This window comes from Pseudonocardia broussonetiae (assembly GCF_013155125.1).
Lineage (GTDB): Bacteria > Actinomycetota > Actinomycetes > Mycobacteriales > Pseudonocardiaceae > Pseudonocardia > Pseudonocardia broussonetiae.
The window spans coordinates 4065643-4089327 of sequence record NZ_CP053564.1; the positions used below are offsets into that span (position 1 = coordinate 4065643).

Consider the following 23685-nt stretch of genomic DNA (forward strand, 5'->3'; position numbering starts at 1 on the left):
CCTGTTGATCCCGTCATACTTGCCTTCGGGCCCTTGGCCTGGTGACTCGCTCACGGTGTCTCTGCCGAGGCCGAAGAGCGGCTTGACCCTGTACTCGGGTACGGGGTTCATGCTGGTCGGGTGAGGACGAGTGAGGTGGCCGCGCGGGCGCGCGTGAATCCGCAGACCCTGCGCTACTACGAGCGACGTGGGTTGCTGGCGGAGCCGGCGCGGTCCGCGTCGGGGTATCGCGCCTACAGCCCGCAGGCCGTGCAGGTCGTGCGGTTCATCAAACGGGCCCAAGACCTGGGCTTCGCGCTCGACGACATCGTGTCGCTGCTGCGGTTGGCCGAGGGCGGCCCGGAGGGCTGCGACGCGACCCGGGCGATGTCGGTGGAGAAGATCGCGGACCTGGACGGGCGGATCGCCGACCTGGTGGCGATGCGCGCGGCGCTCGCCCGCCTCGTGGCGACCTGTGAGCAGCCACGCAACCATCGCGAGTGCCCGATCCTGGCGCAGATCACCAGCGACCCCGAGGACAGCGACCCCGAGGACAGCGACCCCGAGGACAGCGACCCGAGGGACCGGCCATGACGACGCCCCCGGGACGACCGTTGCGGATCGAATCGCTGCGCGACCCCGACCGAGACGGCGTCGCCGCCCGGCAGGCGGGGCTGCCCGCCGCGGTGCGTGAGCTGCACCGCTGGTTGCTGCGGGCGTTCCTCGCGACCGGGTGGGCCCCTCACCGCGACGACGTCCCGGTGGGCGGGGTCGGTCGGGATGCCGCATTCCGGGCGCTGAGCGATGTCGACCTGGTGCAGCTGGACACCGATGGGCACATCGCGGTCGCCTACCCGTTCTCCGGCCGCCAGACCGGGCACACGGTGCGGCTCGACGGCGGCCCGGTGCTGCATGCGATGTGCGCGATCGACGCTCTCGGTATCCCGTTGATGAGCGGGCAGAACGGGGTGATCGTGTCGGCCGACCCGGACGATGGGCATCCGATCCGCATCGAGCGCCGCGGTGAGAGCTGGCGGTGGACGCCCGAGGGCACGGCGGTCCTGCTCGGGCAGAGCAGCAGCCGCGGCGCGGCCGCGGACTGCCTGTGCCCGAGCATCACCTTCCACACCAGCCGTGATCGCGCCATGGACCACCTGCATGGCCGGCCCGAGCTGTCCGGCGTCGTGCTCGACCAGGTCCAGGCCCTCGACGACGCCGGCCGGTCCTTCGGTCCGTTGCTCGCCCCGGAGGGGATGTCCGTGGAGATGCTGCACACCGAGGGCTGCCCGAACGCCATCGAGTACCTGCCACGGCTGCGGGAGCTGGTCGCCGGCGCCGACATCACCCAACCGGTGCGGGTGCGGATCATCACCACCCCAGAGCAGGCGCTGCATGAGCGGTTCCTGGGCTCGCCCACGATCCGGGTCAATGGTCGCGACGTCGACCCGTCCGCCGCGCAGCGCCGCGACTACGGGCTGAGCTGCCGCCTCTACACCCGCCCCGACGGGCTGCGCGGCACCCCGTCCGACGATTGGGTGCTTGCCCTGCTCCGGCCGAACCCGGCCGGCGACCCGGACCGCTGAGGAGACCCGCATGTCTTCGATCGACTACCCGCAGCTGCGCCGGCTGCTCGATGACGGCGCGCAGCTCGTGGAGGTACTGCCCGCAGGCGAGTACACCGAGATGCACCTGCCGGGCGCGGTGAACATCCCGCTCAAGGCCCTCGATGCCGCCGCCACCACGGCCCTGGACCGGGACCGGCCGGTGATCGTGTACTGCTGGGACGGGCTTTGAGACATGAGCCCGCGAGCCGCGTGCCGGCTCTCCATGCTCGGGTTCACCCAGGTCTACGACTACGTGCCGGGCAAGGTCGACTGGCTCGCCCGCAACCAGCCGGTCGAAGGAACCGACGCCGACACCACGACGATCGGCCGGCATCTGCGCCACGAGGTGACGACCGCCCGGCCGGAGGAGCCCATCTCGCAGGTCCGGGCCCGGGTCGCCCGCTCCGCGCACCGCTTCGCGCTGGTCACCACCGCCGACGGCACCCTGCTCGGGCGGCTGCGGGCCGCCGCCCTCGACGACACCGATCCGACCCGGGCGGTGAGTCAGGTGATGGAGGCCGGGCCGTCCACGCTGCGACCGCACGAACCCGCCGCCGCGATCAAGGACCGGCTCGTCGACAAGGGGTTGACCTACGCGATCGTCGCCGACCCGGACGGGCGCCTGCTGGGCACAGTGCATCTCGCCGACCTGTGATCAGGCCTGCACCGGGCGGCGTCGGGACGGAGCCGAGCGCGACGCGACCGGCGACACGGCCTGCTGGACCTGCTGCTGGCTTCGTCGGCCGGACGCCCGGCGTTGGACGCGTTGCTAGTTCTGACAGGCTGTGTCGTCCCGGCCGGCCTCACCGGCTCGTCTCGGCCGCGCCTGTGGGAGGTGCCCGCCCTGGGCGTGCAGCTGACCGTCGGGATCGCCCTCCTCGTCCGACCGGACGTCGTCGGTGCGGAGCAGTTCCGCGCCGTCGGAATCGCCTGGGTGCCCGACCTCCTCGCCGAGCAGCGGTGGGCTACGACGGCTACCAGCGCCGAGGCCGGGCAGCTGCTGCGCTGCCGGTTCGGCATCGGCAGCGTCGGCGGGGTCGGTTCGCGGCCCAACGCCTCCGACCACCCGGCCGGGCTGGCGCTGGATCTGTTCGTCAACCGCGCCACCGGTGACGCGCTGGCCGACTGCGCGCTGCGTAACCGAGGCCCGCTCGCCGGTCAAGTACGTCATCTTCCGGCAGCGGATCAACAGCGGGTCGGGCTGGCGGCAGATGGAGGACCGGGGGTCGCCGGTGGCCAACCACATGGAACACGTACACATATCGTTCGACAGCAGCCCGGGTGGCTCGCTCGCCTCCGTCAGCTGCTGAGCGTCCGGACCGGTCGCGGTCTGCCGGGCAACTCAGCCGAGCTGCTCGGCGAGCCAGCACGCGTCCCGGCCCACCCACCCGACGAGGGCCGAACCGCGGGTGTGCAGCCACGGCAGCCCCAGCACCCCGAGGCCGGGCACCGGGCTCACACCGCGGCGATGCAGCGGCCAGCCGTCCGCGCCGACCGCCTCGGCGGGCAACCAGGTGTAGTCGGGTCGGTACCCGGTGGCCCAGACCACGGCGTCGACCTGCTGCCGGTCGCTGCCGGTGAAGGACACGGTGCCACCGTCGGCTGCGGTGAGCCGACCAGTGAGGCGTACGCCGAGTCGGGCGACATCCCGCAGCCGGGTGCCGATCAGCGCCTCCTTGGTGGCCAGGCGCTGACCGAGCCGGGATCCGACAGTGATGTCCATGACGTGGGTGCGGGTCAGCCAGAAGAACAGGTCCCGACCCGCCAGCTGTTGCGGCAGGCTGGGCTGACGGGTGCCGACCGCGAGCGTGACCTCGTGCGTCGCCGCGAGCTCGGTGGCGATCTGGGCACCCGAGTTGCCTGCTCCGACGACGAGCACCCGGCCGGCCGGGAGCTGGGCGGGATTACGGTACTCACTCGAATGCACCTGCATCACCCATGGCGCGAGGTTGGCGCCCAGACGCGGAACGGCAGGCACCTGGAACGGCCCGGTCGCGGCCACCACACGGCCGGCCCGAATCGTGCCCCGGCTCGTCGTCAGAACGAATCCCCGGGTGCAAGGGTCGAGAGTCAGCCGCTCCACGGTGGCGCCGGCGTGTACCGGCAGGTCGAAGTGGGTCGCGTACTGCCTCAGGTAGGACGCGACGTCGTCCTTGCCGGGATAGGCGTCGGGAGGCCCGGGGAACGGAAGCCCGGGCAGCGCCGTGTGGCCGGCCGGGGTGAACAGGCGAAGCGAGTCCCAGCGGGAATCCCAGCTGGCCCCGACGCGGTCGGCGGCGTCGAGGATGACGAAGTCCTTCCCGGCCCGCGGGCCTTGCTGGGTCAGCGCGTGCCCCATCGCCAGACCGGCCTGACCACCGCCCACCACAGCGACGTCGACCTGCTCGGGTACTGGATCGGGCTCGTTCACGGTCGTCCTCCGGGTGGCCGCTGGTGGTCTGCCTCATCGGGTGTCACGACGTCGCCGGGATGAGGTGGTTGGCCCGGAACACGACGTCGGGGTCGATCTCGGCGCGCACCGCCCGCAGCCGCGGAGCGTGTCGTCGTCGAAGGAGCCGGCCCCGCGGGAGCCTTCGGGGTGGCGAGAGGTGCTGCATGTGTGCCGGCCTCCGGCACCACGAACTCGTAGTCGAAACCCGTGCCCGGCTCGACCTGCGGCTGGGTGAGGAACGGGGCTCCGTCCATCGCGTTGACCAGCGAGATGCCGTGCCAGTGCACGGTCGTCGGATCGGGCAGCCCGTTGCGCAGCGGGACACGGAGGGTCTCACCCCCCCGGAGCCGGATCTCCGGTCCGGGGACGGTGCCGTTGTAGCCCCAGGTCTGTACGGGTGCCCCCTGGAGGTCGAGCCGGACCTGCCCGGCGTCGAGACCGAGCGTCGTCGCCGGCCCGCGCTGGGACGCCCCGGCGGCAGTGGTGACGGAGCACGCGCCCAGCGCGAGAACCCCCGCCCGGCGCCCGCCATCGTCAGGAACTTGCGTCGCGTCCAGAGGTTGCGCCGGGGTACGTCTCGGATCCCCCTGAGGGCGTGGGTCTCAGTCATCCCGCGCCGACCTCGGTACCGCCGACCACACGGTGGAGTGGCTCGAATCGCGCGCCCTCGACGGTGATCGCCGGTGTCATCCCTGGAGCAGGTCGGAGGGACCCTCCGATGTCGGCTGTTCCGACCACCGTGTCGTCAGGGAATCGGATCCAGCCGATCCGGTCGTCGGTATCCGTGCTGGAGGCGGCGGTGTAGAGGCCGGTCGGTTCCTCCCCCTGCAGGGCCACGAACGACCACTCGGCATCGCCGCGGGTGACCCCGCCGTGGATGACGCGACCGTGGATACCCCCGACCAGCGTCGACCCGTCGGCCGTACGGAGATCGAGCAGTCCGCCGGTGGCGGCGCCGTCGAACCAAACCCCGACCTCGAGCCCGTCGCTGATGAATCCGGTCGCACGACCGTCGTGTACGGCGATGGCCACCGCGACGGTGCCGTCGGCTGATCGGCCCACGAACACGGTGTCCGACCTCGCCTCAGTCGTGGCGCCGACGGGCGAGGCGGCGGTGAGCGGTGCGTCGGTGGGCCCGGCGCTGCCGCACCCGGCAGCCGCCGCCAGTACGGCCGACGTCAGGACGACGGCACGGAGGAGGGTGAGGCCGGTCCGGACCCTGTACCTGCGTTGTCGCATCGAACCTCCGGCGAAGCAGCTGATGGAGATGAATTCGCTGTCGGGCCGACTTTCGTCACGCACTGTCGGCATGGGTGGAGGAGCTCCCGGCGCAGGTCGTGGATACAGTTGCGATCCCGCAGGCCCGAGGGGATCGGCGATCTCGGCGATTTCTGTACGGGATCTGATGGAGGGACGGCGATGGACGCGGCCGCGTCACCTGCTCGCAGTCGAATCCGCCTCCTGCTGCGCGCCGCCGTCGCGGCACTGATCGCAGCGATGCTGATGCTGATCATGGGCGGCCCGGCGTTGGCCCACTCCGACCTCGTGCGCAGCGATCCCGTCGATGGCGGCGGCGTGGACGGGGTCACCCGTCCGGTCACGCTGGAGTTCAGCGAGGAGCTCGATGCGGGCTCCGTCAGCATCAGGCTGATCGGCTCCAGTGGATTCCAGGCTCAGCTCGCACCACCGACGACGACGCGGACCGTGGTCGTCCAGCCATTGCCGACCCTGATCAACGACCGGTACGTCCTCCGATACGTGGCCGTGGCCTCCGACGGCCATCCCGTTGACGGCACCATCAGCTTCACGGTGTCCGGCTCCGTCGTCGGCCGGGCCGGCGGCCCTGCTCATGGACAGCACGCGGCACCGCCCACCGGCACCGCTCACCATGTGGAGGCGGCCGGCCATCCACCCACCCACGTCTGGGCGTGGCTGGTGGGTGGTGCCGTCGCGATCGGGGGCTCGGTGGTGGCGGTGCGATGGCTCATCGGGCGGCGGAGAGCTCCGATGCACATCGGACAATGACGCCTTCCAGGGGTGGGCCCTGCGTGTGGACGCGGGCGCGGTGGTGCGCGCCAAGCCGTCCCCACATGCGTCGGCCCCTGGCGTCCACGACGGGTGACGACGGACCGGAACCGTCGTCCGACCACGCGGGTTCTACGGTGTGTAGATGTCGGATGAGCAGGTCGCGCGTCCCGGTACGGCCCGAGTGGGGCGGTACCAGGCGTCCGTCGGGCCCCTCGTCGTCGTCGGGACCTCGCTCGGTGTGCTCGTTGCGCTGTGGCTGACGGCCTCCGCAGGTTCGGCGGTCGCCGAGGTGCTCGGATTGCCGGACACGGGACTCGTCGTGCGTTACGGGCTGCCTGCCGTGCGTGTGGTGGCCGACATCGGTGCGGCGTCGACCGTGGGGTTCCTGCTGATAGCAGCGGTGCTGGCGGCCCCGCAGTCCAGCGGGTACCTCGACGTCACGGGGTACCGATCCGTCCGCGTGGCCGCCGGGTGCGCGTGGACGTGGGCGGTGGCGGCGTTCCTGATGGTCCCGTTGACCGTCGCGGAGGTCCTCGGCCGCCCGGTCGGTGATGTCCTGGCGCTCGGTCCGTTGCTCGCGGCCCTGCCCCTGCTGCCGACATCGGGGGCATGGCTGCTCACCGCCGTGGTGGCCACCGTGCTCGCGGTCGGCTGCCGGGCCACGCTGACGTGGGGGTGGAGCACCGTGCTGCTGGCGGGCACGGTCGTCGGGCTGCTGCCGGTGGCGGCCACCGGTCATTCCGCGGTGGGGGGATCGCACGACCTCGCCACCGACAGCCTGATGATCCACGTCGTGGCCGCGGCGGTGTGGGTCGGCGGGCTCGTCGCGGTCATGGCGCTGGCCGCTCGCCCCTCGTCCGACCAGCTGGGCACGGTGCTGCCGCGCTTCTCGGCGATCGCCGCCTGGTGCTGGGCGCTGATGGCCCTCTCCGGGATCGTCAACCTCGCTGTCCGCGTCCCGTTGACGCTGCCGAACCTGCTGTCCCCCTACGGCGTCATCGCGACGGCCAAGACGGGTTCGTTGTTGCTGCTCGGGGTCATCGGCTACCTGCACCGGCGGCGCACCCTCGCCCCGGCGATCTAAAGGGACCGCCGTGCGCTTCTGCGGTTCGGGGCGGGCGAGGTGCTGCTGATGCTGGCCACGATCGGTCTGGCCGTCGGTCTCGGGCGGACGCCGCCGCCCGCCCCGGGGGAGGCCGGTGAACCATCGCGCACCGGTGAGGAGCTGGGGTACGAGCTGACCGGGCCACCCTCCGGTGTCGGCGGTCTTCTCGTCGACGCGCGGCCGGACCTGGTTCTCGGAGCCGTCGTCGCGGTGCTGCTGGTGACCTACCTGGCGGGCGTGCGGCGGTTGCGCGCGGGGGGCGGGACGTGGCCGTTGCGCCGGTCGTCGGCGTGGCTTGCCGGATGTGCCGTGGTGCTCGTCGCCACCTCGTCCGGTCTCGGCCGCTACGGCGCGGCCATGCTGAGCGTCGGTGTCGCGGCCCAGGTGCTGCTGACGCTGGTGGCACCTATGCTCCTGGTGCTCGGGGCACCGCTGGCGCTCGTCCGGCGGGTGCTCCCGGACGGGCAGGTGAGCCGGCTACTCGCCCATCCGGTGCTCGCCGCGCTGGGCCGCCCGGTGCCGGCGGTGGCCGTCTTCGCGACCGCGATGGCGGTGCTGTACGGGTTCGGGTTGATCGAGCCGCTGCTCGTCTCACAGCCGGGCCGTCTGACCCTGGACGTGCTGCTCCTGTTGGCCGGGGTCGTCCTCGTCGGGGCGTTGACGAGTGGGGATCCCGCCCGTGCGCGGGCGGTGGCCGTCCTGGTCGTCGCCCAGGCCGGGGTGGGCATCGGCCTGCTGCTGCGTTCCGAGCCGATCGCCGGGACGTTCTACCGGGGGCTCGGCCTGCCCTGGGTGCCCGACCTGCTGGACCAGCAACGGCTCGCGGGCGTCGTGTGGTTGGTGGGCCAGGTGGCGCTGATCCCGATCCTTGTGGTCGGGGTGGCGCGTGCCCGGGGTTCAGCCGTTTCGGGTGCGAAGCCGTAACGCGTCAGGTGCCCGGAACGCAGCCGCCATCTGGCAGGGGAGCGGTGTACGGGTTGTCGCTCAGGGCCCGGATGAACAGTTCGAAGCGCGGGTCATCGGGGGTGTCGAGGGCGAGCCGGTGTCCCCACGCCTGCAGGGAGATCGGGCTGTCGAGACCGGGGTAGGGCGACATGAACAGGAAGTCGCCGTCGGTCACACGTACGGCGGCGAGGGCCTGCACCGTGTTCGGGGCGGTGCGGGCGGGGTCGTAGGTGATCCAGACCGCACCCCGCTCCATCGCGTGCACGGCGTCGGGGTCGGGGACCGGGTCGGGGTGGGCGACGCCGTCGCACGCCGCATACCCCGGGCCGTGCGGGCCGCCTATGGGTGGGACGGCCGGGCGGCGGGCGGGGGAGCCGGTCGGGGCTGCGGCAGCCGCGTGGTCGTGGTCGGCGACCGGCGTGACGACGGTCCCGGGGATCCGCGCCGACGGATCGGGCTGCTCCGCCGAGGGCGCGAAGGAGGCGAGCTCCCGCTCGGCATCCGACGGGATCAGGACACTCACCGTCACCGCTCCGAACGACGCGGCGGCCAGCAGCAACACCAGGGGCCCGCCGATCCGTGACCGGCGGCGGCCCGGCTCGTCCTGCGGCCGGTCGCTCACGGGGCGGCGCGCCGGCGCAGCAGTGCCGGCAGCAGCAGCACGAGTACCGCCAGGGCCAGGGCCGGCAGGTCGCCGGTGCGGGCGTAGGGCGTCAGGCCGGTGCGCAGCGGCACCGTCTCGCGCAACAGGGCCGGGTCGCCGAGCCCGCTCTGTGCGAGCACCCGACCGTCGGGGGCGACCACCACCGAGTAGCCGGTGGGAGCCGACTGCACGACGGTCCGGCCGTACTCCAGGGCCCGCAGCCGGGCACCGGCCACCTCGATCGCCGGCACGTCCTCCGTGACGTAGGACGCCGCGTTGGTGGGCACGAGCACGATCCTCCCCCCTCCGGTGACGGCCTCGCGCACGCGGTCGGCGAAGAGAACCTCGTAGGAGATGACGACGCCCAGCGGCCCGGCCGGGGACTCCAGCACCGCGGTGCCCTCCCCGGCGATCGCGTCGCGCGGCACCAGCGCGGTGAGGTCGGTGACCCGGCTGAGCAGCTCGCGTCCCGGGATGTACTCGCCGAACGGGACGCGGTGCTCCTTCTCGTAGCGGCCGAGGATCGTGTCGTCGGGGCCCCACAGCACGGCGGCGTTGCGGAACCCGGCGCCCTGGTTCTCCACGACCCCGACAACGACCGAGGCGTCGAGTCGGCGCGCCAGCTCGGCGGTGCGCGCGTCGCCGGCCGACCCGGCGATCGACCCGTCGACGCTGATCACGGTCTCGGGCAGCAGCACCAGGTCGGGAGAACCGGTGATCTGCTCGGCCACGGCGAACTGCCGGTCGGTGGTGTCCTGCGGATCGGTGAACACCGCGCGGAGCCCGCGCGGCCCGCCGCCCTGCACGACCGCGACGTCCAGGGTGCCGGCCGCGTCGGTCGCGACGGCCGCGCCGACGGCGACGGGGACGCCCGCCACGGCCACCGCCACGCTCACCGCGAGCAGTCGTGCCCGGCCGCTCGTGAGGACCACCGCGGCCAGGCCGACGCCTGCGGTGGCTGCTGCGGCGGTGACCAGCAGCGAGCCGCCCAGTGGCGCGGCGAGCACGAACGGCCCGTCGAGCTGGCTGTGCACGAGAGCGGGAAGTGGGAAGCCGTCGAACGGGAAGCGCGTCTGCGCGGCGTCGAGCAGCACCAGCCCGGCCGGCAGTGCCCACCAGCCTCCCGCCCAACGGCCGCTGCGGGCCGTGGGCACGAGACCGACCGCCACGGCGAGCATGGCGGCCTCCAATGCGACGATCGCGACGTACCCGGCTGGGGCGAAGCCGGTGAGCCAGCCCAGCGTGGTTCCATACAGCACGGCGCCGGCCAGACCACCGAGCCAGAGCCGGGCGCGGAGCCCGCGCCCGTGCAGGGCGATGGTCAGCGCGGCCACCCCGAGCGGGAGCAGGGGCCACCAGCCCCGAGGTTGCGCACCCAGCGCCCATGCCGCGCCCGTCCCGGCCGCCAACAGGAGTGCGACGGGGAGGCGACTTGCCGGGCCGGCGGCGAGTCCTGTGCTCGTTCGCGGCTGCAGATCCGTACTGATGGCGCGCCCCCTCTCGGTCCGGCTCGGCCGACAGATCGGCGCTTCTACTATCGCGTGTAGAAGTTCGGGCCGGCCACCTGGGGGTCGGGCCGCCGATCGTTCGGCAGGCGAGGTGGACGCGGGAGGGGACGGGCCTGCCGCAGGTGCTGGGCGCGATGTCCGCATCGTCTGGCAGCGGCGTCGGACGCGGTCGGCGGTGCAGAGCGGTCCGCCGAACCGGCCCGGGCCGGTCGACGTCGACAACGGTGGCTACTGGTCGCCGTCGTGCTGGTCGTGCTGGTGATCGCGGCGTTCAGCATGGGAACGTCGCTCACCCCGTTCATCACCGCCTTCGCCTGTGCCGTGGTCGTCGCGATCACCTGGTTCGCCGGTCGGGCCGCCTCGGCCGGATGGGCGCTGGTGCTGGGCCTGGTCGGCGGAGGAGCCGCGGGCAACCTGGTCGACCGGCTGGCTCGCCCACCGGGGCCGGGCCGGGGCGCGGTCGTCGACTTCGTGGACGTCGCCTGGTTCGCCGCGTTCAACCTGGCCGACGCGGCGCTGACCATCGGTGTGGCTGTGGCGTTCGTACTGTCCTGGCGGGGGTAGCGGCTCCTGACCAGGTCGGCCGTCGCGGCGCGGTGACCCGCGGTCGACGACCGGGAGCGGGCGGCCGGGCAGTACCCGACGTCCTGGGCCGGGCTGCCGACGGTGAAAGAACAGCGTGGCCGTGCCACCCGCGGTGACGAGCGCCGACCGGCCGGACGCGGCTCACTGCAGACTGGTCGATCTGACCGTCGCGGTGTCTCCCGTGCGCGGCGGATCGTCGCCGGCCGGGAGGTCCGGGGTGTGTCAGGGCCACGGTGGCGCACACGTCCCCGGCCTGGGACACGGTGCGCGCGGACCACAGCCGGCGGTAGCCGGGCTGGGCGAACACCGTGCGCAATCCGACCCGGCCAGATGGGACGCGGGTCACGGGTGGACCGGTTCGGGCGGCGCGTTCTCGATGATCTTGCAGACCACCGCGTCGTGGCCGTCGCGGCGAGCGGTACCGGCGGCGCGGCGCGCGGCCAGCAGGGAGCGGCGCAGCCGGCGCAGGTCGGCGAGCTTGCGGTCGATCCCGGCGATGTGGACGTCGAGGTTCCGGTGACGCGCTCGCAGGGCTGCTCCCCGCAGCGTTGCAGGTCCAACACGTCCTTGATCTCATCGAGGGTGAGATCGAGGCATCTGGCCTGTCGGATGAAGTGCAGCACGGCGAGGTCATCGGCGGTGAACAGCCGGTAGCCCGATTCTGTGCGTTCGGCCTCGGGCAGTAGACCCTTGCGTTCGTAGAGCCGCACGGCCTTCAGCCTCAGCCCGGGGCCGTTCGTCATCGCGGTGTCCACGCTCACAGGGCTGAGCTCCGGCAGCACGGCCCGTCGGCGGCCGTCTCGCTCTGGCGGGTGAAGAACTTCGGGCTGGGGTTCGACCGAGAAGGCACCTCCTCTACGTTGGTCGTGTGTCGCGATCGGCCTGGATCCACGCTGTACGTGGGTCGTTCGCGCGTCTGGTCACGCTGATCGCGGTGGTGGCCGGTCTGTTGGTGCTGATCGTGCCGCTCTGCGGTGACGGCATGTCTGCGATGCCCTCCCATGCCGTGGACGGCGTCGCCTGCGTTTCAGGCGGAAGCCCTTCGACTTCGATGTTGTCGGCGCCCGCCATGGACCGCACATGCGCCGTGGTCAGCCCTGCCGTCGATATGGGTGTCGGGCCGTCTGCCGCCGGTGTTTCGACATCGCTGGTGGCTGATCTTGATCGGTCGGCACCGGGGTCCGGCATGCTGCTCGCCTGCGTCGCGTTCCTGATCGCGGTCCTGGCGGCGGGACTCCGGTGGCGCCGGCCGTGGTCGGCGTCGTCGTTCCGGGTGCAGCGAGACCCGGTGATCGGTGGGCGGATCGTCGCTCGTGTCGTCCCGGGGTTGACCCTGGCCGAGCTCTGCGTGCTGCGGACGTAGAACCGGCGGATCTTGCCGATGGGCACGCCCACCGCACTGGTGTGGGCGTGCTGGTGCCCGTCCCACAGGCGTGTCGAGCCGTGGGCGTGGCTTGTCCGGTCCGTTCCGCTCGTACAGGAGATCCCTCGTGAACCTCACCGCAGTCCTTGTCACCGGCTTGTTCGCCGGCGGTATCTCGTGCGCCGCCGTGCAGGGCGGCCTGCTCACCGGTCTGATCACCCGACAGCGCGCCGCCGCTGCTGGGCTACCCGTCACGGCGGGCGGACGTCCTGGCGGCGTCGGCACGGATGTCACGGCGCCTGGGTCCCCGTGGCACCGGTTGGGCGATGACATCGCGCCCGTTGCCGGGTTCCTGGCCGGCAAGCTGGTCTCGCACGCCGCTCTCGGCGCCCTGCTCGGCACGCTCGGGGGTGCCGCGCAGCTGTCGATCGGTACGCGCACAACGCTGCAGCTCCTGGCCGGCGTCCTGATCATCGTGTTCGGCCTGGCGCAGCTCGGGGTGCCGGGGTTCCGTGGCCTGGTGATCGAGCCGCCGCAATCGTGGATGCGGGTCGTGCGCAACAGCTCCCGGTCGCAGTCGGCGCTGGCGCCGGCGATGCTGGGGGCGGCGACGGTGCTCATCCCATGTGGGGTGACGCTGTCGGTGCAGGCGCTCGCGCTGGCGTCGGGGTCGGCCCTGTCCGGTGCGGTGATCATGGCGGTGTTCGTGCTGGGCACGGCTCCGTTGTTCGCGCTGCTCGGCTACGCCGCCCGCCGCGCCGCCACCGCTTGGCGGGGTCGGCTGGCGCTGGTCACCGGGCTCATCGTGGTCGCGATGGGCCTGTTCACCCTCAACGGCGGACTGGAGCTGGCCGGGTCGCCGGTGGCCGCGTCCCGGGTCGTCCAGGCGTTCGGCGCAGGCGAGCCGGAACCGGACGTGTCCGCGGTGTCCGAGCAGGGCGGGCGGCAGCAGGTGCTGATCACCGCCCGGACCGGTTCCTACAGCCCCGCCTCCGTCCAGGCCCGGGCCGGGGTCCCGACCACGTTGATCGTGCGGTCGGAGGGCGCCCGGGGGTGCGTGCGGTCGTTCCTGATCCCCTCGCGGGGGGTGGAGGAGGTGCTTCCCGCCGAGGGCGAGACCCGCATCGACCTCGGGGTGCTCGAGCCCGGGACGCTGCGCTACTCGTGCGGCATGGGCATGTACACCGGCACCATCACCGCCGCCTGAGACACCCGGGAGATCCACGATGTCCACCACACACACCTTCCGCATCGAGGGCATGCACTGCGGCAGCTGCGCACTGCTCATCGACGACGCGCTCGAGGACCTGCCGGGGCTGCGCCGCACCCAGACCTCGATGAAGCGGGCCCGCACCGTCGTCGAGCTCGCACCCGGCGGCGCCACCGCCGCCGACGTCATCGCCGCGGTCGAGGAACTCGGCTACACCGCACGCCACATGTCCTGATCGCCCCGCCGCCGGGGCGACGCCCCGTCCGGCCGCGTGAACCATGCCTGCTACGTTCTCGGTACGGAGGTAGTAGGTATGGATCGTGCTGCTGGGCGGTGCGGCGCGGATCGGCTGGCGTCGGGTCCGCGTCGGGGTCGGGGCGGCGGTCGCGGGTGGTTCCTGCGACTCGGTGGGACCGTCGCCGCCCTGGCGGTGGTCGGGCTCGTCGTGCTGCCGGCGCCTCCCGCGGCCGCCCACCCGACCCTACGGGCCACCTCGCCCGCGGCCGGTTATGCGGTGGCGGAATCACCGCGGGAGGTCACGCTCGATTTCGGGGAGCCGGTCGGGTTGCTCGACGACTCGTTGCGGCTCACCTCGAGCACGGACACGCAGGTGAGCACCTCACCGCCGGTGCTGTCGCAGGAGGGACGACGGCTGAGTGTGGGCATCGCCGACGAGCTCGCGGCCGGGGCCTACCGGGTGGCGTGGCAGGTCCGCGCCCAGGACGGCGACCTGGTCTCGGGCGGGTTCTCCTTCGCCGTCAGCCCCCCGCTCGTGGCGGGCACGAGTACCGCGGCACCCGTCGACGCGACCGGCGGTTCGGCAGGATTAGATGTGCCGGCCGCGGCGCTGCGGTGGTTGTTGTTCGCCGCGCTCGCCCTCGGTCTGGGTGGCGCGGCGGGTGCGGTCCTGGTCGGGCGGATCCGACGCGAAGCCGCCGGCACCGGTATCGCACTCGCTGCGGTGCCCGCACCGGTGCCGGCGGCCGCCGCGGTCGGGGTGCTCGCCACCGTGGGCCTGATCGTGGTCGGCGGCTACTACCTCGTGGACGTGTTCGGGTCGCGTCCCGGGGCGCTGCTCGGCGTCGAGGCGGCGGCCTTCGCGGTGGCGCTCGGCGTCGCGGCAGCGGCCCGGATGCCGGGGTGGGACCGGCTCCGGACCGCGGCGGCGATGCCGCTGCTCGCGGTAGTGGCCGCGGAGGCTCTGCGCACCCATGTGGCGGCCCAGCACCCGCTCGCCGGCGGGGTGCTGACCGCGGTGCACCTGCTGGCCGCGGCGCTGTGGGTGGGCGCGTTGGCGCACGTGCTGCGCGTCGCAGTGCGGTGGCGTGGCCGGTCGGGCTGGACGCGGCTGCTGATGGCGGACTACGGCCGGCTCGCGGTGTGGTCGGTGATGTTGGTGATCGTGACCGGCATCGTGCAGAGCATTCTGCTTGTGCCCGACCTGGCCGAGCTGTTCGGCACCGGGTACGGGCGGGTGCTGCTCGCGAAGCTCGCCGTGGTCACGGTCGTGATCGGGTGCGCGGTGCTGGCGCGGCGACGGATCCACCGGGGGCTGCGGACGGGCCCGGCGCAGCGCAAGCCGGTGGGCAGGGCGGTCCGGGTCGAGATCGTCGCGCTGGCCGGGGTCCTCGCGCTGACGAGCGCGCTGACCTCGCTCACCCCGCCCGCCCAGGCTGCCGCCGGTGTCGCCCTGCCGCCGCCACCGGTCGGGCCGGCGCTCCCGGTGGGCACCCTCGCCGGTCAGGTCACGGTGGCGGCCATGGCCAGCGTCGGGCGGCTGGTGGTGCGACTGAGCACCCCGCTGGACGGCCCCTACGACGACCCACCCGAGTCGCCGCCCTACCGGTTGTCCGTACGCACCACGCCCGGTGCCGAGCTCGCGCTGGTGCCGTGCGGTACCGGTTGCTTCACCGCGCCGGTGGACTGGCGTCCCGGAACCACGACTCTCGACCTGGACGCGACCGCGCCCCCGTGGTCCGGTGGCCCGGCCCGGCTCGATGTCATCTGGCCGCCCCGCCCGGCGCCCGAGCGGCTCGACCGGGTCCTCGCCGCCATGCGCGAGGTGGGCCCCTTCACCCTGATCGAGACCGTCACCAGTGACACCCGCACCGATCCCGGCATCGTCCGGGACCTCCCCATGACCGGCGCGGACTTCATTGCTCGGGAGCCCTACGTCGAGGGTGTCGCCGATCCGGTCGCGGTGTCCGGCCCGGACGGCGACCAGCTCGCGTTCGCCTTCCCCGCCAACGGGATCTCCACCCAGCTCTGGCTCGACGACCGGGACCGCATCACCCGGCAGGTGCTGGTCAGCCCCAACCACCTGATCACCCGCACGTTCCGCTACCTCCCGCCGGCGCCGACGTGACCGGGCATTCGAAATACCTCCGTGACCCCACCCCCCCTGGGGTGGGGTACGATGGTGCCGTGGACGACCACCAGCGTGCCGTGCTCAACCGGCTCAAAACCGCCCGCGGCCACGTCAACGGCATCATCACCATCGTCGAGAACGACGCCTACTGCCCCGACGTGATGAAACAGCTCTCCGCCGTGCAGGGGCTCCTGGAGGGCGCGAGCCGGCTGATGCTCCGCCGGCACCTGGAGACCTGCGTGGCCAAGGCCATGCAGGAGGGCCGGACCACGGAGATCGTCGACGAGCTGATGGAGACGCTGAAGTTCGACAAACACGTGTTCCGGCCGCCGCAGGTGCGAGACGGCGGCGAGCTCGACCCCGAAGGGAACCACCATGACTGACACCGCGGTCGCCGAGCGCGACGCCGCCGGGTCGTCCGAGCCCGCCCTGGACTTCGCGGTACGCGGGATGACCTGCGGGTCGTGCGCGAACCGGGTGCAGCGCACCCTGAACAAGCAGCCCGGCGTGGCCCGCGCCGAGGTCAACTTCGCCACCGCGACCGCCCATGTGGTGCTCGCCGAGGAGCCCGCCGACCCGGCGACCCTCACCGCCGCCGTCGCGAAGGCGGGCTACGAGCTGCGGACGCAGGGTGGCTCGGGACGAAACAGCTCCGCGGTCACCGTCGCCGCACCCAAGGCGCCGGCCGGTGAGGTGCGCGCCGCACAACCCGCCGAGGAGGACACCCTCGACGACGAGGAGGCCACAGCGCAGCGGGCCTGGTGGTGGCGCGTGATCGTGGCGTGGCCGCTGGGCCTGGCGACGATGGCCATCGCGTTCTGGCCGGGTGTCATGGACCTGCCGTGGGCGCCGTGGGCCCAGCTGGCGCTGGCCACCCCGGTGCAGTTCGTGGTCGGCTGGCCGTTCCTCGTCGGAGCCGCCCGACGGGCCCGACGACTGTCGGCCAACATGGACACCCTGATCGCGATCGGCACCCTCGCCGCCTACACCTTCTCGCTGGTCGTGCTCCTGCGCGGCGGCACAGAGCTGTACTTCGAGACCGCGGCGCTGTTGATCGCGTTCCTGGTGCTGGGCCGCTACTTCGAGGTCCGGGCCAAGCGCCGTGCGGGCAAGGCGATCCGGGCGTTGCTGGAGCTGGGGGCCAAGGAGGCGCGGGTCGTCCGCGACGGGGTCGAGGTGATGGTCCCCGCCGACCAGGTCCGGGTCGGGGATCTGCTGCGGATCCGGCCGGGGGAGAAGGTGCCCACCGACGGCGAGGTCGTCGACGGGTCCTCCTCGGTGGACGAGTCGATGCTGACCGGCGAGTCGGTGCCCGTCGACAAGGCCCCGGGTGCGAGCGTCGCCGGGGCGACGGTGAACACCAGCGGGGTGCTCACCGTCCGGGCCACCGCCGTCGGCGGTGACACCGCGCTCGCGCAGATCGTCTCGCTGGTCTCGGCGGCGCAGGCCGGCAAGGGCCAGGCGCAGCGGTTGGCCGACCGGATCTCGGCGGTCTTCGTGCCCACCGTGATCGTGATCGCGCTGGCCACGTTCGCCGCGTGGTGGCTGCTCGCCGGGGACCCGGTCACGGGTCTGATCGCCGCTGTCGCGGTGTTGATCGTGGCGTGCCCGTGCGCCTTGGGGTTGGCCACCCCGGTGGCGATCATGGTCGGGACCGGGCGGGGCGCGAGCCTGGGCATCCTGATCAAGGGTGTGGAGGTGCTGGAACGCACCCGGAAGATCACCACCGTGGTGTTCGACAAGACCGGCACCCTGACCCGCGGTGACATGGCGCTCACCGACACCGAGCCCGGCGCCGGTACCGACCCGGTGGAGCTGCTGCGCCGGGCCGGGGCGGTGGAGGCCGACAGCGAACACCCGATCGGTCAGGCCATCGCGGCCGCCGCCCGCGCCGCCGCCCCACTGCCGGCCGTCACCGGGTTCTCCGCGGTCGCCGGGCACGGGGTACGGGCCGAGGTCGAGGGCACCACGGTGTGGGTCGGGCGGCGCAAGATGCTCGCCGAGGCCGGGCTCGTCCTGCCCGACGAGCTCGCCGCGACCGCTGGGCGGCTCGAGGAGCAGGGCCGCACCGCGGTGTTCGCCGGCTGGGACGGCCAGGTCCGTGGCGTGCTGGCGGTCGCCGACACCCTCAAGGACGGTGCCGCGGACACCGTCGCCGAGCTGCACCGGATGGGCCTGAAGGTCGCCATGATCACCGGCGACAACGCGCGCACCGCCGCCGCGATCGCGAAGCGGGTGGGCATCGACACCGTGCTGGCCGAGGTGCTGCCCGCGGACAAGCAGACTGAGGTGGCCCGGCTCCAGGCCGCCGGTGAGGTCGTGGCCATGGTCGGCGATGGGGTGAACGACGCCCCGGCGCTGGTGGCCGCCGACCTGGGCATCGCGATCGGCACCGGCACCGACGTCGCGATCGAGTCCTCGGACCTGACCCTGATGCGCGCCGACCTAGGCGGGGTACCGACCGCGATCCGGCTCTCGCGCCGCACGTACCGGACGATCCTGCAGAACCTGGGCTGGGCGTTCGGCTACAACGTGGCGCTGATCCCGCTGGCCGCGCTCGGCCTGCTCAACCCGATCTTCGCCGGGGCGGCCATGGGCTTCTCCTCGGTCAGCGTGGTGGCCAACTCGCTGCGCCTGCTGCGGTTCCGCGACCCCCGCCCCCGCACGGCGCCCGCTTCTTCCGAGCCTGTGGTCTCCGAGCCCGTGACCTCCGAGCCTGGGGGAGCCGACTACGTGCGCGTGCACCTGCGCGACGGCGGCTGGGTCGAGGGGTACCGCCGTGCGTCCACCGTGACCGACGACCGGGTGCTGCTGCTCGATCCCGTCGCGGCTGGTGACCGTCCCGGCGCCGCCGCGCGGCCGCCCCGCCCGCGGGAGGCGTTCCTTCCCGCCTGTGACACCGAGCGCATCGAGTCGCTCGCCGCACCCAGCAACCGCGGAGCCTGACATGCCGGTCCTTCCCGAGGAGATCACCAACCAGTCGTTCCGCCGCCGCTGGCGTGGCTACGACCCCGACCGGGTCGACGGGTTCCTGGCCCGGGTCGGCTCCGACTACGTGGGCGCCATCGACCAGGTCGCCACCGTCGCCGACGACGGTGCCCGGGCCCGCAGCGAACGCGACGAGATGACGGGCCGCCTCGACGCCCTGACCCGCGACGTCCGCAAGGCAGGCGAGCAGATCCGCGCCGATGCCGACGCCGATGCCGCCGCGATCCGGGCCCGTGCCGAGCGGGCGGCCGAGCTCATCCTCGCCCAGGCCGAGGATGCCGCCGCCGCATGCGGCAGGCAGGCCCAGGCACTGCGCGCCGCGGCCCAGGCCGACGCCGACGCCGCCCGGCAGCGCCTCGAGCACGCCGACCAGCGGGCGCGGCAGCTCGAGGACGCCGCCCGGGACCGCTGGGACGCCGTCCGCGTCCAGACCGAGGCCCGCTTCGAGCAGCTGCAGATCGCCGAGCGCCGCTTCGCCGACCGCGCCCGGCAGGTGGAGACGGCGCTGGCCGGGCTGCGCAACCAGGTCGGCCTGCTCGAGCAGGTCCAGCGCGCCGAGCAGCTCCTCGCGTCGGTGCGCACCGGGGACGCGGACAGCGCTGATGATCACTCCTGACGGCGCCGACGGTGGCGGCGCTACGGGAACCGTGGCCAGCCCAGGATTCTCCGACCGTGCCTCGGAGCTCCCCCGGAGCTGCGTGGTTAGGCATGTCTATCATTTTTGGTAGCGGACTCGATCACCTAGAATTGCTAGATCTAAGCCAAGAAGTAGGAAGGGCTTGGCATCTCTGCGTGTGCGCCTTACCGTGTTGCAGGTGATGGCCGACAGCTCCGACGGGCGAGTTCCCGGGTGTTGCGTGCTCGCGCTGTCCGATTCCGTCGAGAACTACCTCAAGGCGCTGCACGCGGTAGCACGTGAGGCCGAACCGGTGACCACCTCACGGGTGGCGGCACGGCTCGGTGTGTCGCCACCGTCGGTATCGGCGATGATGGCGCGGCTCGCCGCGGCCGGGCTGGTGATCCGCCTCGGCCGCAGGTTCGAGCTCACCGAGCACGGAGCGCGCCACGCCCAGGCGATCGTCCGACGGCACCGTCTGTTGGAGACCTTTCTCGACCGCATGCTGGGCGTCCCATGGGACGAGGTCCATGCCGAGGCCGAGCTGCTCGAACACGCGCTCAGCGATCGGCTCGCCGACCGGATCGCCTCCGCGCTCGGCGATCCCCGCCACGACCCGCACGGCGCCCCAATCCCACCCAGGGACGGCAGCTACCGCGAGGACTGGCCCGATCCGCTGTCCACCGCTCCGGTGGGATCCCGCTTCCGGGTCGAGCGGGTCTCCGGACGCCACGGCACGCAGTTGCGCTACCTCGGCGACCTGGGTATCCGGCCCGGCGTCACGCTCCTGGTCGAGGAGCGCGCACCCTTCGGAGGGCCGCTGTGGGTGTCGGTGGACGGCCGCCGCCACGGGCTCGGAGAGCCCCTCACCCACCGGATCCACGGGGTGGTCGATACCGGCCACGACCAGCGGGGTTCCACCGCCGACGACGCCATGGGGCCCGGCAGCGAGGCGGGTCAGCGCGGCGCGGGCCGTCGCGCTTCGTACCCCGACCGATCCGACCGCGTCCTGGCCGACGCCCTGGACCGCTGCGTTCCGCCCAGAGAAGGAGACCAGCAGATGAGCGTTCGCCCGCTCGCCGCGCCGACGGACAGGACCACCCCGTGACGTCGCGGCGCAGGTTCTTGACCGGCGCCGGGGTGGCACTGACCGGCGCCGCCGGGGTGGCACTGACCGGCAACGCGTTCGCCGGACCACCCGTCCCCGACCCCGTTCCCGACATGTCCGGTATGACGCATGGGGGCGGTGTCAACGGCCCGATGTTCGCCCACGGCGCGACGGTGGACCACGAGGCGAACGGGTTCAACCCGACTGACACCCTGCGCGACTTCGACATGGGTCAGACCTCGACGATGCCCGACGGGCGGACGTTGCGGGAGTGGTCGATCACCGCGGTCGACAAGGAGATCGAGGTCGCCCCGGGCGTCGTCTTCCCGGCCTGGACGCTCAACGGCCGCATCCCCGGCCCGACGCTGCGCTGCACCGAGGGTGACCGGCTGCGGGTGCGCTTCACCAACGCCTCCGAGCATCCGCACACCCTGCACTTCCACGGCATCCACCCGGCCGACATGGACGGGGTCCCGATGGTCGGCCGCGGGGTGATCTCCCCGGGCGAGGAGTTCGTCTACGAGTTCGACGCCGAACCGTTCGGGCTGCACCTGTTCCACTGCCACGTGGGTCCGCTGGCCGAGCACATCGCCCGCGGCATGTACGGCACCTTCATCGTCGACCCCGCACAGGGTCGGCCACCGGCGGACGAGATGGTCATGGTGATGCACGGCTACAACACCACGTTCGACGCCGAGGGCAACCAGCTCTACGCCGTCAACGGCATCCCGTTCCACTACATGAACGAGCCGGTGCGGGTGCGCCGCGGGGAGCTGGTGCGGGTCTACCTGGTCAACATCCTGGAGTACGACCCGATCAACAGCTTCCACCTGCACGGCAACTTCTTCCAGTACTACCCGACCGGCACCAGCCTGACGCCCACCGAGCTCACCGACGTCATCGTGCAGGCGCAGGGGCAGCGCGGGATCTGCGAGGTCACGTTTCCCACCGAGGGGATGTTCATGTTCCACGCCCACAAGAGTGAGTTCGCCGACCTCGGCTGGATGGGCTTCTTCGAGGTGACCCCGTGACCGAACGCACTGAGTCCACGACCGCCCAGCCGGAGCGCGGCGAGGCCGATCCCCGCCCGGGCGAGCCCGTCGGCACCGGCGATGGCCGGGGGGTCGGGAACGCGGCCGGCAACCGCGCGGTGCGGCTGCCGGTCTGGGTGCTCGGTGTGGCGGTCACGGCCGTGATCGGCCTCGTGCTGGGCGTGCTGGCCGTGTTCGGCGCCGGGACGCTGCCCGAGCGGGCCGGGCCGCCCATCGAGGAGCTGGCCGTCGAGCGCACCGTGCTCTCGCCGGGCGTCATCGAGCTGACCGTCCGCAACATCGGCCCGGACCCGGTGCAGGTCAGCCAGGTCTTCGTCAACGACGCCTTCGTCGGGTTCACCGGCGGCGGCGAACCTCTGGAGCGGCTCCGCAGCACCACGCTGGTCCTGGACTATCCGTGGTCGGACGGAAGCCCCTACGTCGTGTCGATGTTGACCTCGACCGGGCTGGTGATCGAACACGAGATCGCGGCCGGGGTTACCACCCCGCCCGCGGACGCCGACTTCTTCGGCCGGATGGTCCTGATCGGGACCTACATCGGCATCATCCCGGTGCTCCTGGGGATGCTGTTCCTCCCGGTGCTGCGCCAGGCGCGCGGCCGGTCGGTCAAGATCCTGCTGGCACTCAGCGTCGGCGTGCTGGTCTACCTCGCCATCGACGCCACCTTCGAGGGATTCGAGCTGGCCGCCGGCGGCGCCGTATTCGGGGGCGGCCTGCTGGTCATCCTGGGCGCCGCGTTCGCCTACCTGGTGCTGATGGGCGTGGACCGCTGGCTGCGCTCCCGCACCGCGGCCGCCCGCCGCGACGACGCGGCGGGCGGGATGCGGCTGGCGCTGCTGATCGCCATCGGGATCGGGCTGCACAACATGGCCGAGGGCCTGGTGATCGGCTCGGCCTACGCCGTGGGCGAGCTCGCCCTGGGCGCGGCGCTGATCATCGGTTTCGTCATCAACAACGTCACCGAGGGCGTCGCGATCGTCGCGCCGCTGACCGACCGGCGACCGACATGGCTCGCGCTGCTCGGGCTCGGGCTGGTCGCCGGCGCCCCGGCCATCCTCGGCGCGGTGATCGGTGGAGCCGTGAACAACCCAGCCCTGGCCGCGGTGCTGTTCGGCCTCGGGATCGGCGCCATCGCGCAGGTCGTCGTACAGATCCTGCCCAGCCTGCGCGAACATGGCAGCCGCGCGTTCGACGCCCGTGTCCTCGGGGGGCTCGCGTTGGGGGTGCTGCTGATGTACGGCACGAGCCTGTTCTCGGCGGCATGACCGCCACGCCCGACCCCACGGCGGGTCCGGTAGGTGAGCACACCCGGCGTGCCGTCCTGGTCGGGATGGGTGCGACCTGTGCCGCGGCGCTGGCCGGATGCGCCACCGGCCGCGCCGAGGCCACCGCCCCGGCACCCGGAACGCCGGTCGCATCAACCTCCGATGTCCCCGTCGGCGGCGGGATGATCCTCGCCGAGTACGACCTCGTCGTGACCCAACCCACGACGGGAACGTTCATGGCCTTCTCCGCGACCTGCACCCACCTGGGCTGCCTCGTCACGACGGTGGAAGGCGGAACCATCAACTGCCCATGCCACGGCAGCAGGTTCGCGATCACCGACGGGTCCGTCACCAACGGCCCGGCGTCTCGACCCCTACCCGCGAAAGAGATCGCCACTGCCGGGACGTCGATCAGGATCGCCTGAACCCCAGAGCGGGCAGGCGGTGGTCAGGCAGGCGACCGGTCGTCGAAATGGGCCTGCACGATGGTGGACACCGGGGCCGGCCGCCAGCCTTCGAGGGCCCTGCGTCCCCGCTCGGCGGCGTCGATGTTCAGTGGACCCGAGGTCCACAACGCGTAGGGCAGGTTGAGGAACCGGCCTTGAGCGACGGCGGGGAGCTCCTCGATTTCGTCGCGGGCCTTGAGGATGGTGATCTTCTCGACGAACAGGATCGCGCCGGGGTTGCTGGGCTGCCAGCCGTTCCCATGAGACCGCGGTCGAGGGCGTCGTCGAGGTCGTCGAGGGCGTTGTGTCCCCGCCAGCGGTGATGAGCGCTTGCGGGCTCCGAACCTGCCGCCGGAGAAGATCGGGTCGGGTGCGGTGCCGCCGGTGCGCAGCGAGTCGGGGGGCCGGGTACTCCGGAACACGACGTTGAGGTGGTCGACC

27 protein-coding genes and 1 pseudogene are annotated in these 23685 nt (G+C 72.6%); 20 read left to right on the plus strand and 8 right to left on the minus strand.

Annotated features, from left to right (window positions below):
• Positions 1-135: 135 nt before the first annotated feature.
• The 4 genes from HOP40_RS20035 to HOP40_RS20050 all read left to right on the plus strand — a co-directional run bounded on the left by HOP40_RS20035 (position 136) and on the right by HOP40_RS20050 (position 2238).
• The gene (locus HOP40_RS20035; RefSeq protein ID WP_205346829.1) at positions 136-573 is read left to right on the plus strand and encodes a MerR family DNA-binding protein; all 438 of its coding nucleotides are present in this window, start codon (positions 136-138) and stop codon (positions 571-573) included.
• A 167-nt stretch (positions 574-740) separates the two neighbouring features.
• A complete protein-coding gene (locus tag HOP40_RS20040) occupies positions 741-1562 on the plus strand; it encodes a DF family (seleno)protein (RefSeq protein WP_172160859.1) in 822 nt (273 codons plus the stop codon).
• Positions 1563-1572: 10 nt separating this feature from the next.
• Complete coding sequence (locus tag HOP40_RS20045) at positions 1573-1773, plus strand: rhodanese-like domain-containing protein (RefSeq protein ID WP_172160861.1); 201 nt, start codon at positions 1573-1575, stop codon at positions 1771-1773.
• Between the two features lie 3 nt (positions 1774-1776).
• Positions 1777-2238, plus strand: coding sequence for a CBS domain-containing protein (locus HOP40_RS20050; protein WP_172160863.1), 462 nt, complete (start codon positions 1777-1779; stop codon positions 2236-2238).
• Between the two features lie 114 nt (positions 2239-2352).
• Here HOP40_RS20050 and HOP40_RS20055 read toward each other — a convergent pair whose 3' ends face one another.
• Positions 2353-2754: a hypothetical protein gene (locus tag HOP40_RS20055; RefSeq protein WP_172160865.1), complete on the minus strand. Its 402-nt coding sequence runs from the start codon at positions 2752-2754 to the stop codon at positions 2353-2355.
• On the opposite strand from HOP40_RS20055, the gene HOP40_RS36915 reads away from it, so the two are divergent.
• Entirely contained in the window at positions 2693-2893 is a 201-nt protein-coding gene (locus HOP40_RS36915; RefSeq protein WP_476705422.1) for a VldE C-terminal domain-containing protein, read from the plus strand. The genes HOP40_RS20055 and HOP40_RS36915 overlap by 62 nt on opposite strands.
• 32 nt (positions 2894-2925) lie before the next feature.
• On the opposite strand, the gene HOP40_RS20060 is transcribed toward HOP40_RS36915, so the two are convergent.
• From HOP40_RS20060 to HOP40_RS20070, 3 genes are read right to left on the minus strand one after another with little or no spacing between them, the layout of a single operon-like run.
• Positions 2926-3993: a flavin-containing monooxygenase gene (locus tag HOP40_RS20060; protein ID WP_240157157.1), complete on the minus strand. Its 1068-nt coding sequence runs from the start codon at positions 3991-3993 to the stop codon at positions 2926-2928.
• Positions 3990-4571 (minus strand): multicopper oxidase domain-containing protein, encoded by a 582-nt coding sequence (locus tag HOP40_RS36805; RefSeq protein WP_172168631.1) that lies wholly within the window; start codon positions 4569-4571, stop codon positions 3990-3992. The genes HOP40_RS20060 and HOP40_RS36805 overlap by 4 nt, the downstream gene beginning before the upstream one ends.
• A 49-nt stretch (positions 4572-4620) precedes the next feature.
• Entirely contained in the window at positions 4621-5325 is a 705-nt protein-coding gene (locus tag HOP40_RS20070) for a hypothetical protein (RefSeq protein ID WP_172160867.1), read from the minus strand.
• A 108-nt stretch (positions 5326-5433) separates the two neighbouring features.
• On the opposite strand from HOP40_RS20070, the gene HOP40_RS20075 reads away from it, so the two are divergent.
• From HOP40_RS20075 to HOP40_RS20085, 3 genes are all read left to right on the plus strand, one after another.
• On the plus strand, positions 5434-6039 hold the full coding sequence (locus HOP40_RS20075; protein WP_172160869.1) for a copper resistance CopC family protein: 606 nt from the start codon (positions 5434-5436) through the stop codon (positions 6037-6039).
• A 145-nt stretch (positions 6040-6184) separates the two neighbouring features.
• Complete coding sequence (locus tag HOP40_RS20080) at positions 6185-7126, plus strand: copper resistance D family protein (RefSeq protein WP_172160871.1); 942 nt, start codon at positions 6185-6187, stop codon at positions 7124-7126.
• A gap of 48 nt (positions 7127-7174) precedes the next feature.
• Positions 7175-8071, plus strand: coding sequence for a cytochrome c oxidase assembly protein (locus HOP40_RS20085; RefSeq protein ID WP_172160873.1), 897 nt, complete (start codon positions 7175-7177; stop codon positions 8069-8071).
• Positions 8072-8075: 4 nt separating this feature from the next.
• Here HOP40_RS20085 and HOP40_RS20090 read toward each other — a convergent pair whose 3' ends face one another.
• Together HOP40_RS20090 and lnt are read right to left on the minus strand one after the other, a co-directional pair.
• On the minus strand, positions 8076-8615 hold the full coding sequence (locus HOP40_RS20090; protein WP_172160875.1) for a DUF3105 domain-containing protein: 540 nt from the start codon (positions 8613-8615) through the stop codon (positions 8076-8078).
• A gap of 95 nt (positions 8616-8710) precedes the next feature.
• On the minus strand, positions 8711-10387 hold the full coding sequence (gene lnt / locus HOP40_RS20095; RefSeq protein WP_172168634.1) for an apolipoprotein N-acyltransferase: 1677 nt from the start codon (positions 10385-10387) through the stop codon (positions 8711-8713).
• A 99-nt stretch (positions 10388-10486) separates the two neighbouring features.
• Here lnt and HOP40_RS20100 point away from each other — a divergent pair, with 99 nt between their 5' ends.
• Positions 10487-10807, plus strand: a complete 321-nt coding sequence (locus HOP40_RS20100; protein ID WP_205346831.1) for a signal peptidase II — start codon at positions 10487-10489, stop codon at positions 10805-10807.
• A 587-nt stretch (positions 10808-11394) separates the two neighbouring features.
• Here HOP40_RS20100 and HOP40_RS35970 read toward each other — a convergent pair.
• Positions 11395-11571 (minus strand): annotated as a pseudogene (locus tag HOP40_RS35970) (MerR family transcriptional regulator); the annotation flags it as partial.
• Between the two features lie 125 nt (positions 11572-11696).
• On the opposite strand from HOP40_RS35970, the gene HOP40_RS20110 reads away from it, so the two are divergent.
• The 11 genes from HOP40_RS20110 (at position 11697) to HOP40_RS20160 (ending at position 23223) form a co-directional block, all read left to right on the plus strand.
• Complete coding sequence (locus HOP40_RS20110) at positions 11697-12191, plus strand: hypothetical protein (RefSeq protein ID WP_172160877.1); 495 nt, start codon at positions 11697-11699, stop codon at positions 12189-12191.
• A gap of 127 nt (positions 12192-12318) precedes the next feature.
• Positions 12319-13398, plus strand: a complete 1080-nt coding sequence (locus HOP40_RS20115; RefSeq protein ID WP_172160879.1) for a sulfite exporter TauE/SafE family protein — start codon at positions 12319-12321, stop codon at positions 13396-13398.
• 19 nt (positions 13399-13417) lie between these two features.
• Complete coding sequence (locus HOP40_RS20120) at positions 13418-13636, plus strand: heavy-metal-associated domain-containing protein (protein ID WP_172160881.1); 219 nt, start codon at positions 13418-13420, stop codon at positions 13634-13636.
• A gap of 78 nt (positions 13637-13714) precedes the next feature.
• Positions 13715-15766 (plus strand): copper resistance CopC/CopD family protein, encoded by a 2052-nt coding sequence (locus HOP40_RS20125; protein ID WP_240157810.1) that lies wholly within the window; start codon positions 13715-13717, stop codon positions 15764-15766.
• Between the two features lie 59 nt (positions 15767-15825).
• On the plus strand, positions 15826-16152 hold the full coding sequence (locus HOP40_RS20130) for a metal-sensitive transcriptional regulator (RefSeq protein WP_172160885.1): 327 nt from the start codon (positions 15826-15828) through the stop codon (positions 16150-16152).
• A complete protein-coding gene (locus tag HOP40_RS20135) occupies positions 16145-18715 on the plus strand; it encodes a heavy metal translocating P-type ATPase (protein ID WP_172160887.1) in 2571 nt (856 codons plus the stop codon). The genes HOP40_RS20130 and HOP40_RS20135 overlap by 8 nt, the downstream gene beginning before the upstream one ends.
• A gap of 1 nt (position 18716) precedes the next feature.
• The gene (locus tag HOP40_RS20140) at positions 18717-19373 is read left to right on the plus strand and encodes a DivIVA domain-containing protein (RefSeq protein WP_172160889.1); all 657 of its coding nucleotides are present in this window, start codon (positions 18717-18719) and stop codon (positions 19371-19373) included.
• A 202-nt stretch (positions 19374-19575) separates the two neighbouring features.
• The gene (locus HOP40_RS20145) at positions 19576-20481 is read left to right on the plus strand and encodes a metal-dependent transcriptional regulator (RefSeq protein WP_172168640.1); all 906 of its coding nucleotides are present in this window, start codon (positions 19576-19578) and stop codon (positions 20479-20481) included.
• Positions 20478-21512 (plus strand): multicopper oxidase domain-containing protein, encoded by a 1035-nt coding sequence (locus HOP40_RS20150; RefSeq protein ID WP_205346833.1) that lies wholly within the window; start codon positions 20478-20480, stop codon positions 21510-21512. The genes HOP40_RS20145 and HOP40_RS20150 overlap by 4 nt, the downstream gene beginning before the upstream one ends.
• On the plus strand, positions 21509-22798 hold the full coding sequence (locus HOP40_RS20155; protein WP_205346834.1) for a ZIP family metal transporter: 1290 nt from the start codon (positions 21509-21511) through the stop codon (positions 22796-22798). The genes HOP40_RS20150 and HOP40_RS20155 overlap by 4 nt, the downstream gene beginning before the upstream one ends.
• On the plus strand, positions 22795-23223 hold the full coding sequence (locus tag HOP40_RS20160; protein WP_172160891.1) for a Rieske (2Fe-2S) protein: 429 nt from the start codon (positions 22795-22797) through the stop codon (positions 23221-23223). Before HOP40_RS20155 ends, HOP40_RS20160 begins: the two co-directional genes overlap by 4 nt.
• A gap of 23 nt (positions 23224-23246) precedes the next feature.
• Here the strand turns inward: HOP40_RS20160 and HOP40_RS20165 are convergent, their stop codons facing one another.
• Positions 23247-23666: a hypothetical protein gene (locus HOP40_RS20165; RefSeq protein ID WP_172160893.1), complete on the minus strand. Its 420-nt coding sequence runs from the start codon at positions 23664-23666 to the stop codon at positions 23247-23249.
• Positions 23667-23685: the final 19 nt, after the last annotated feature.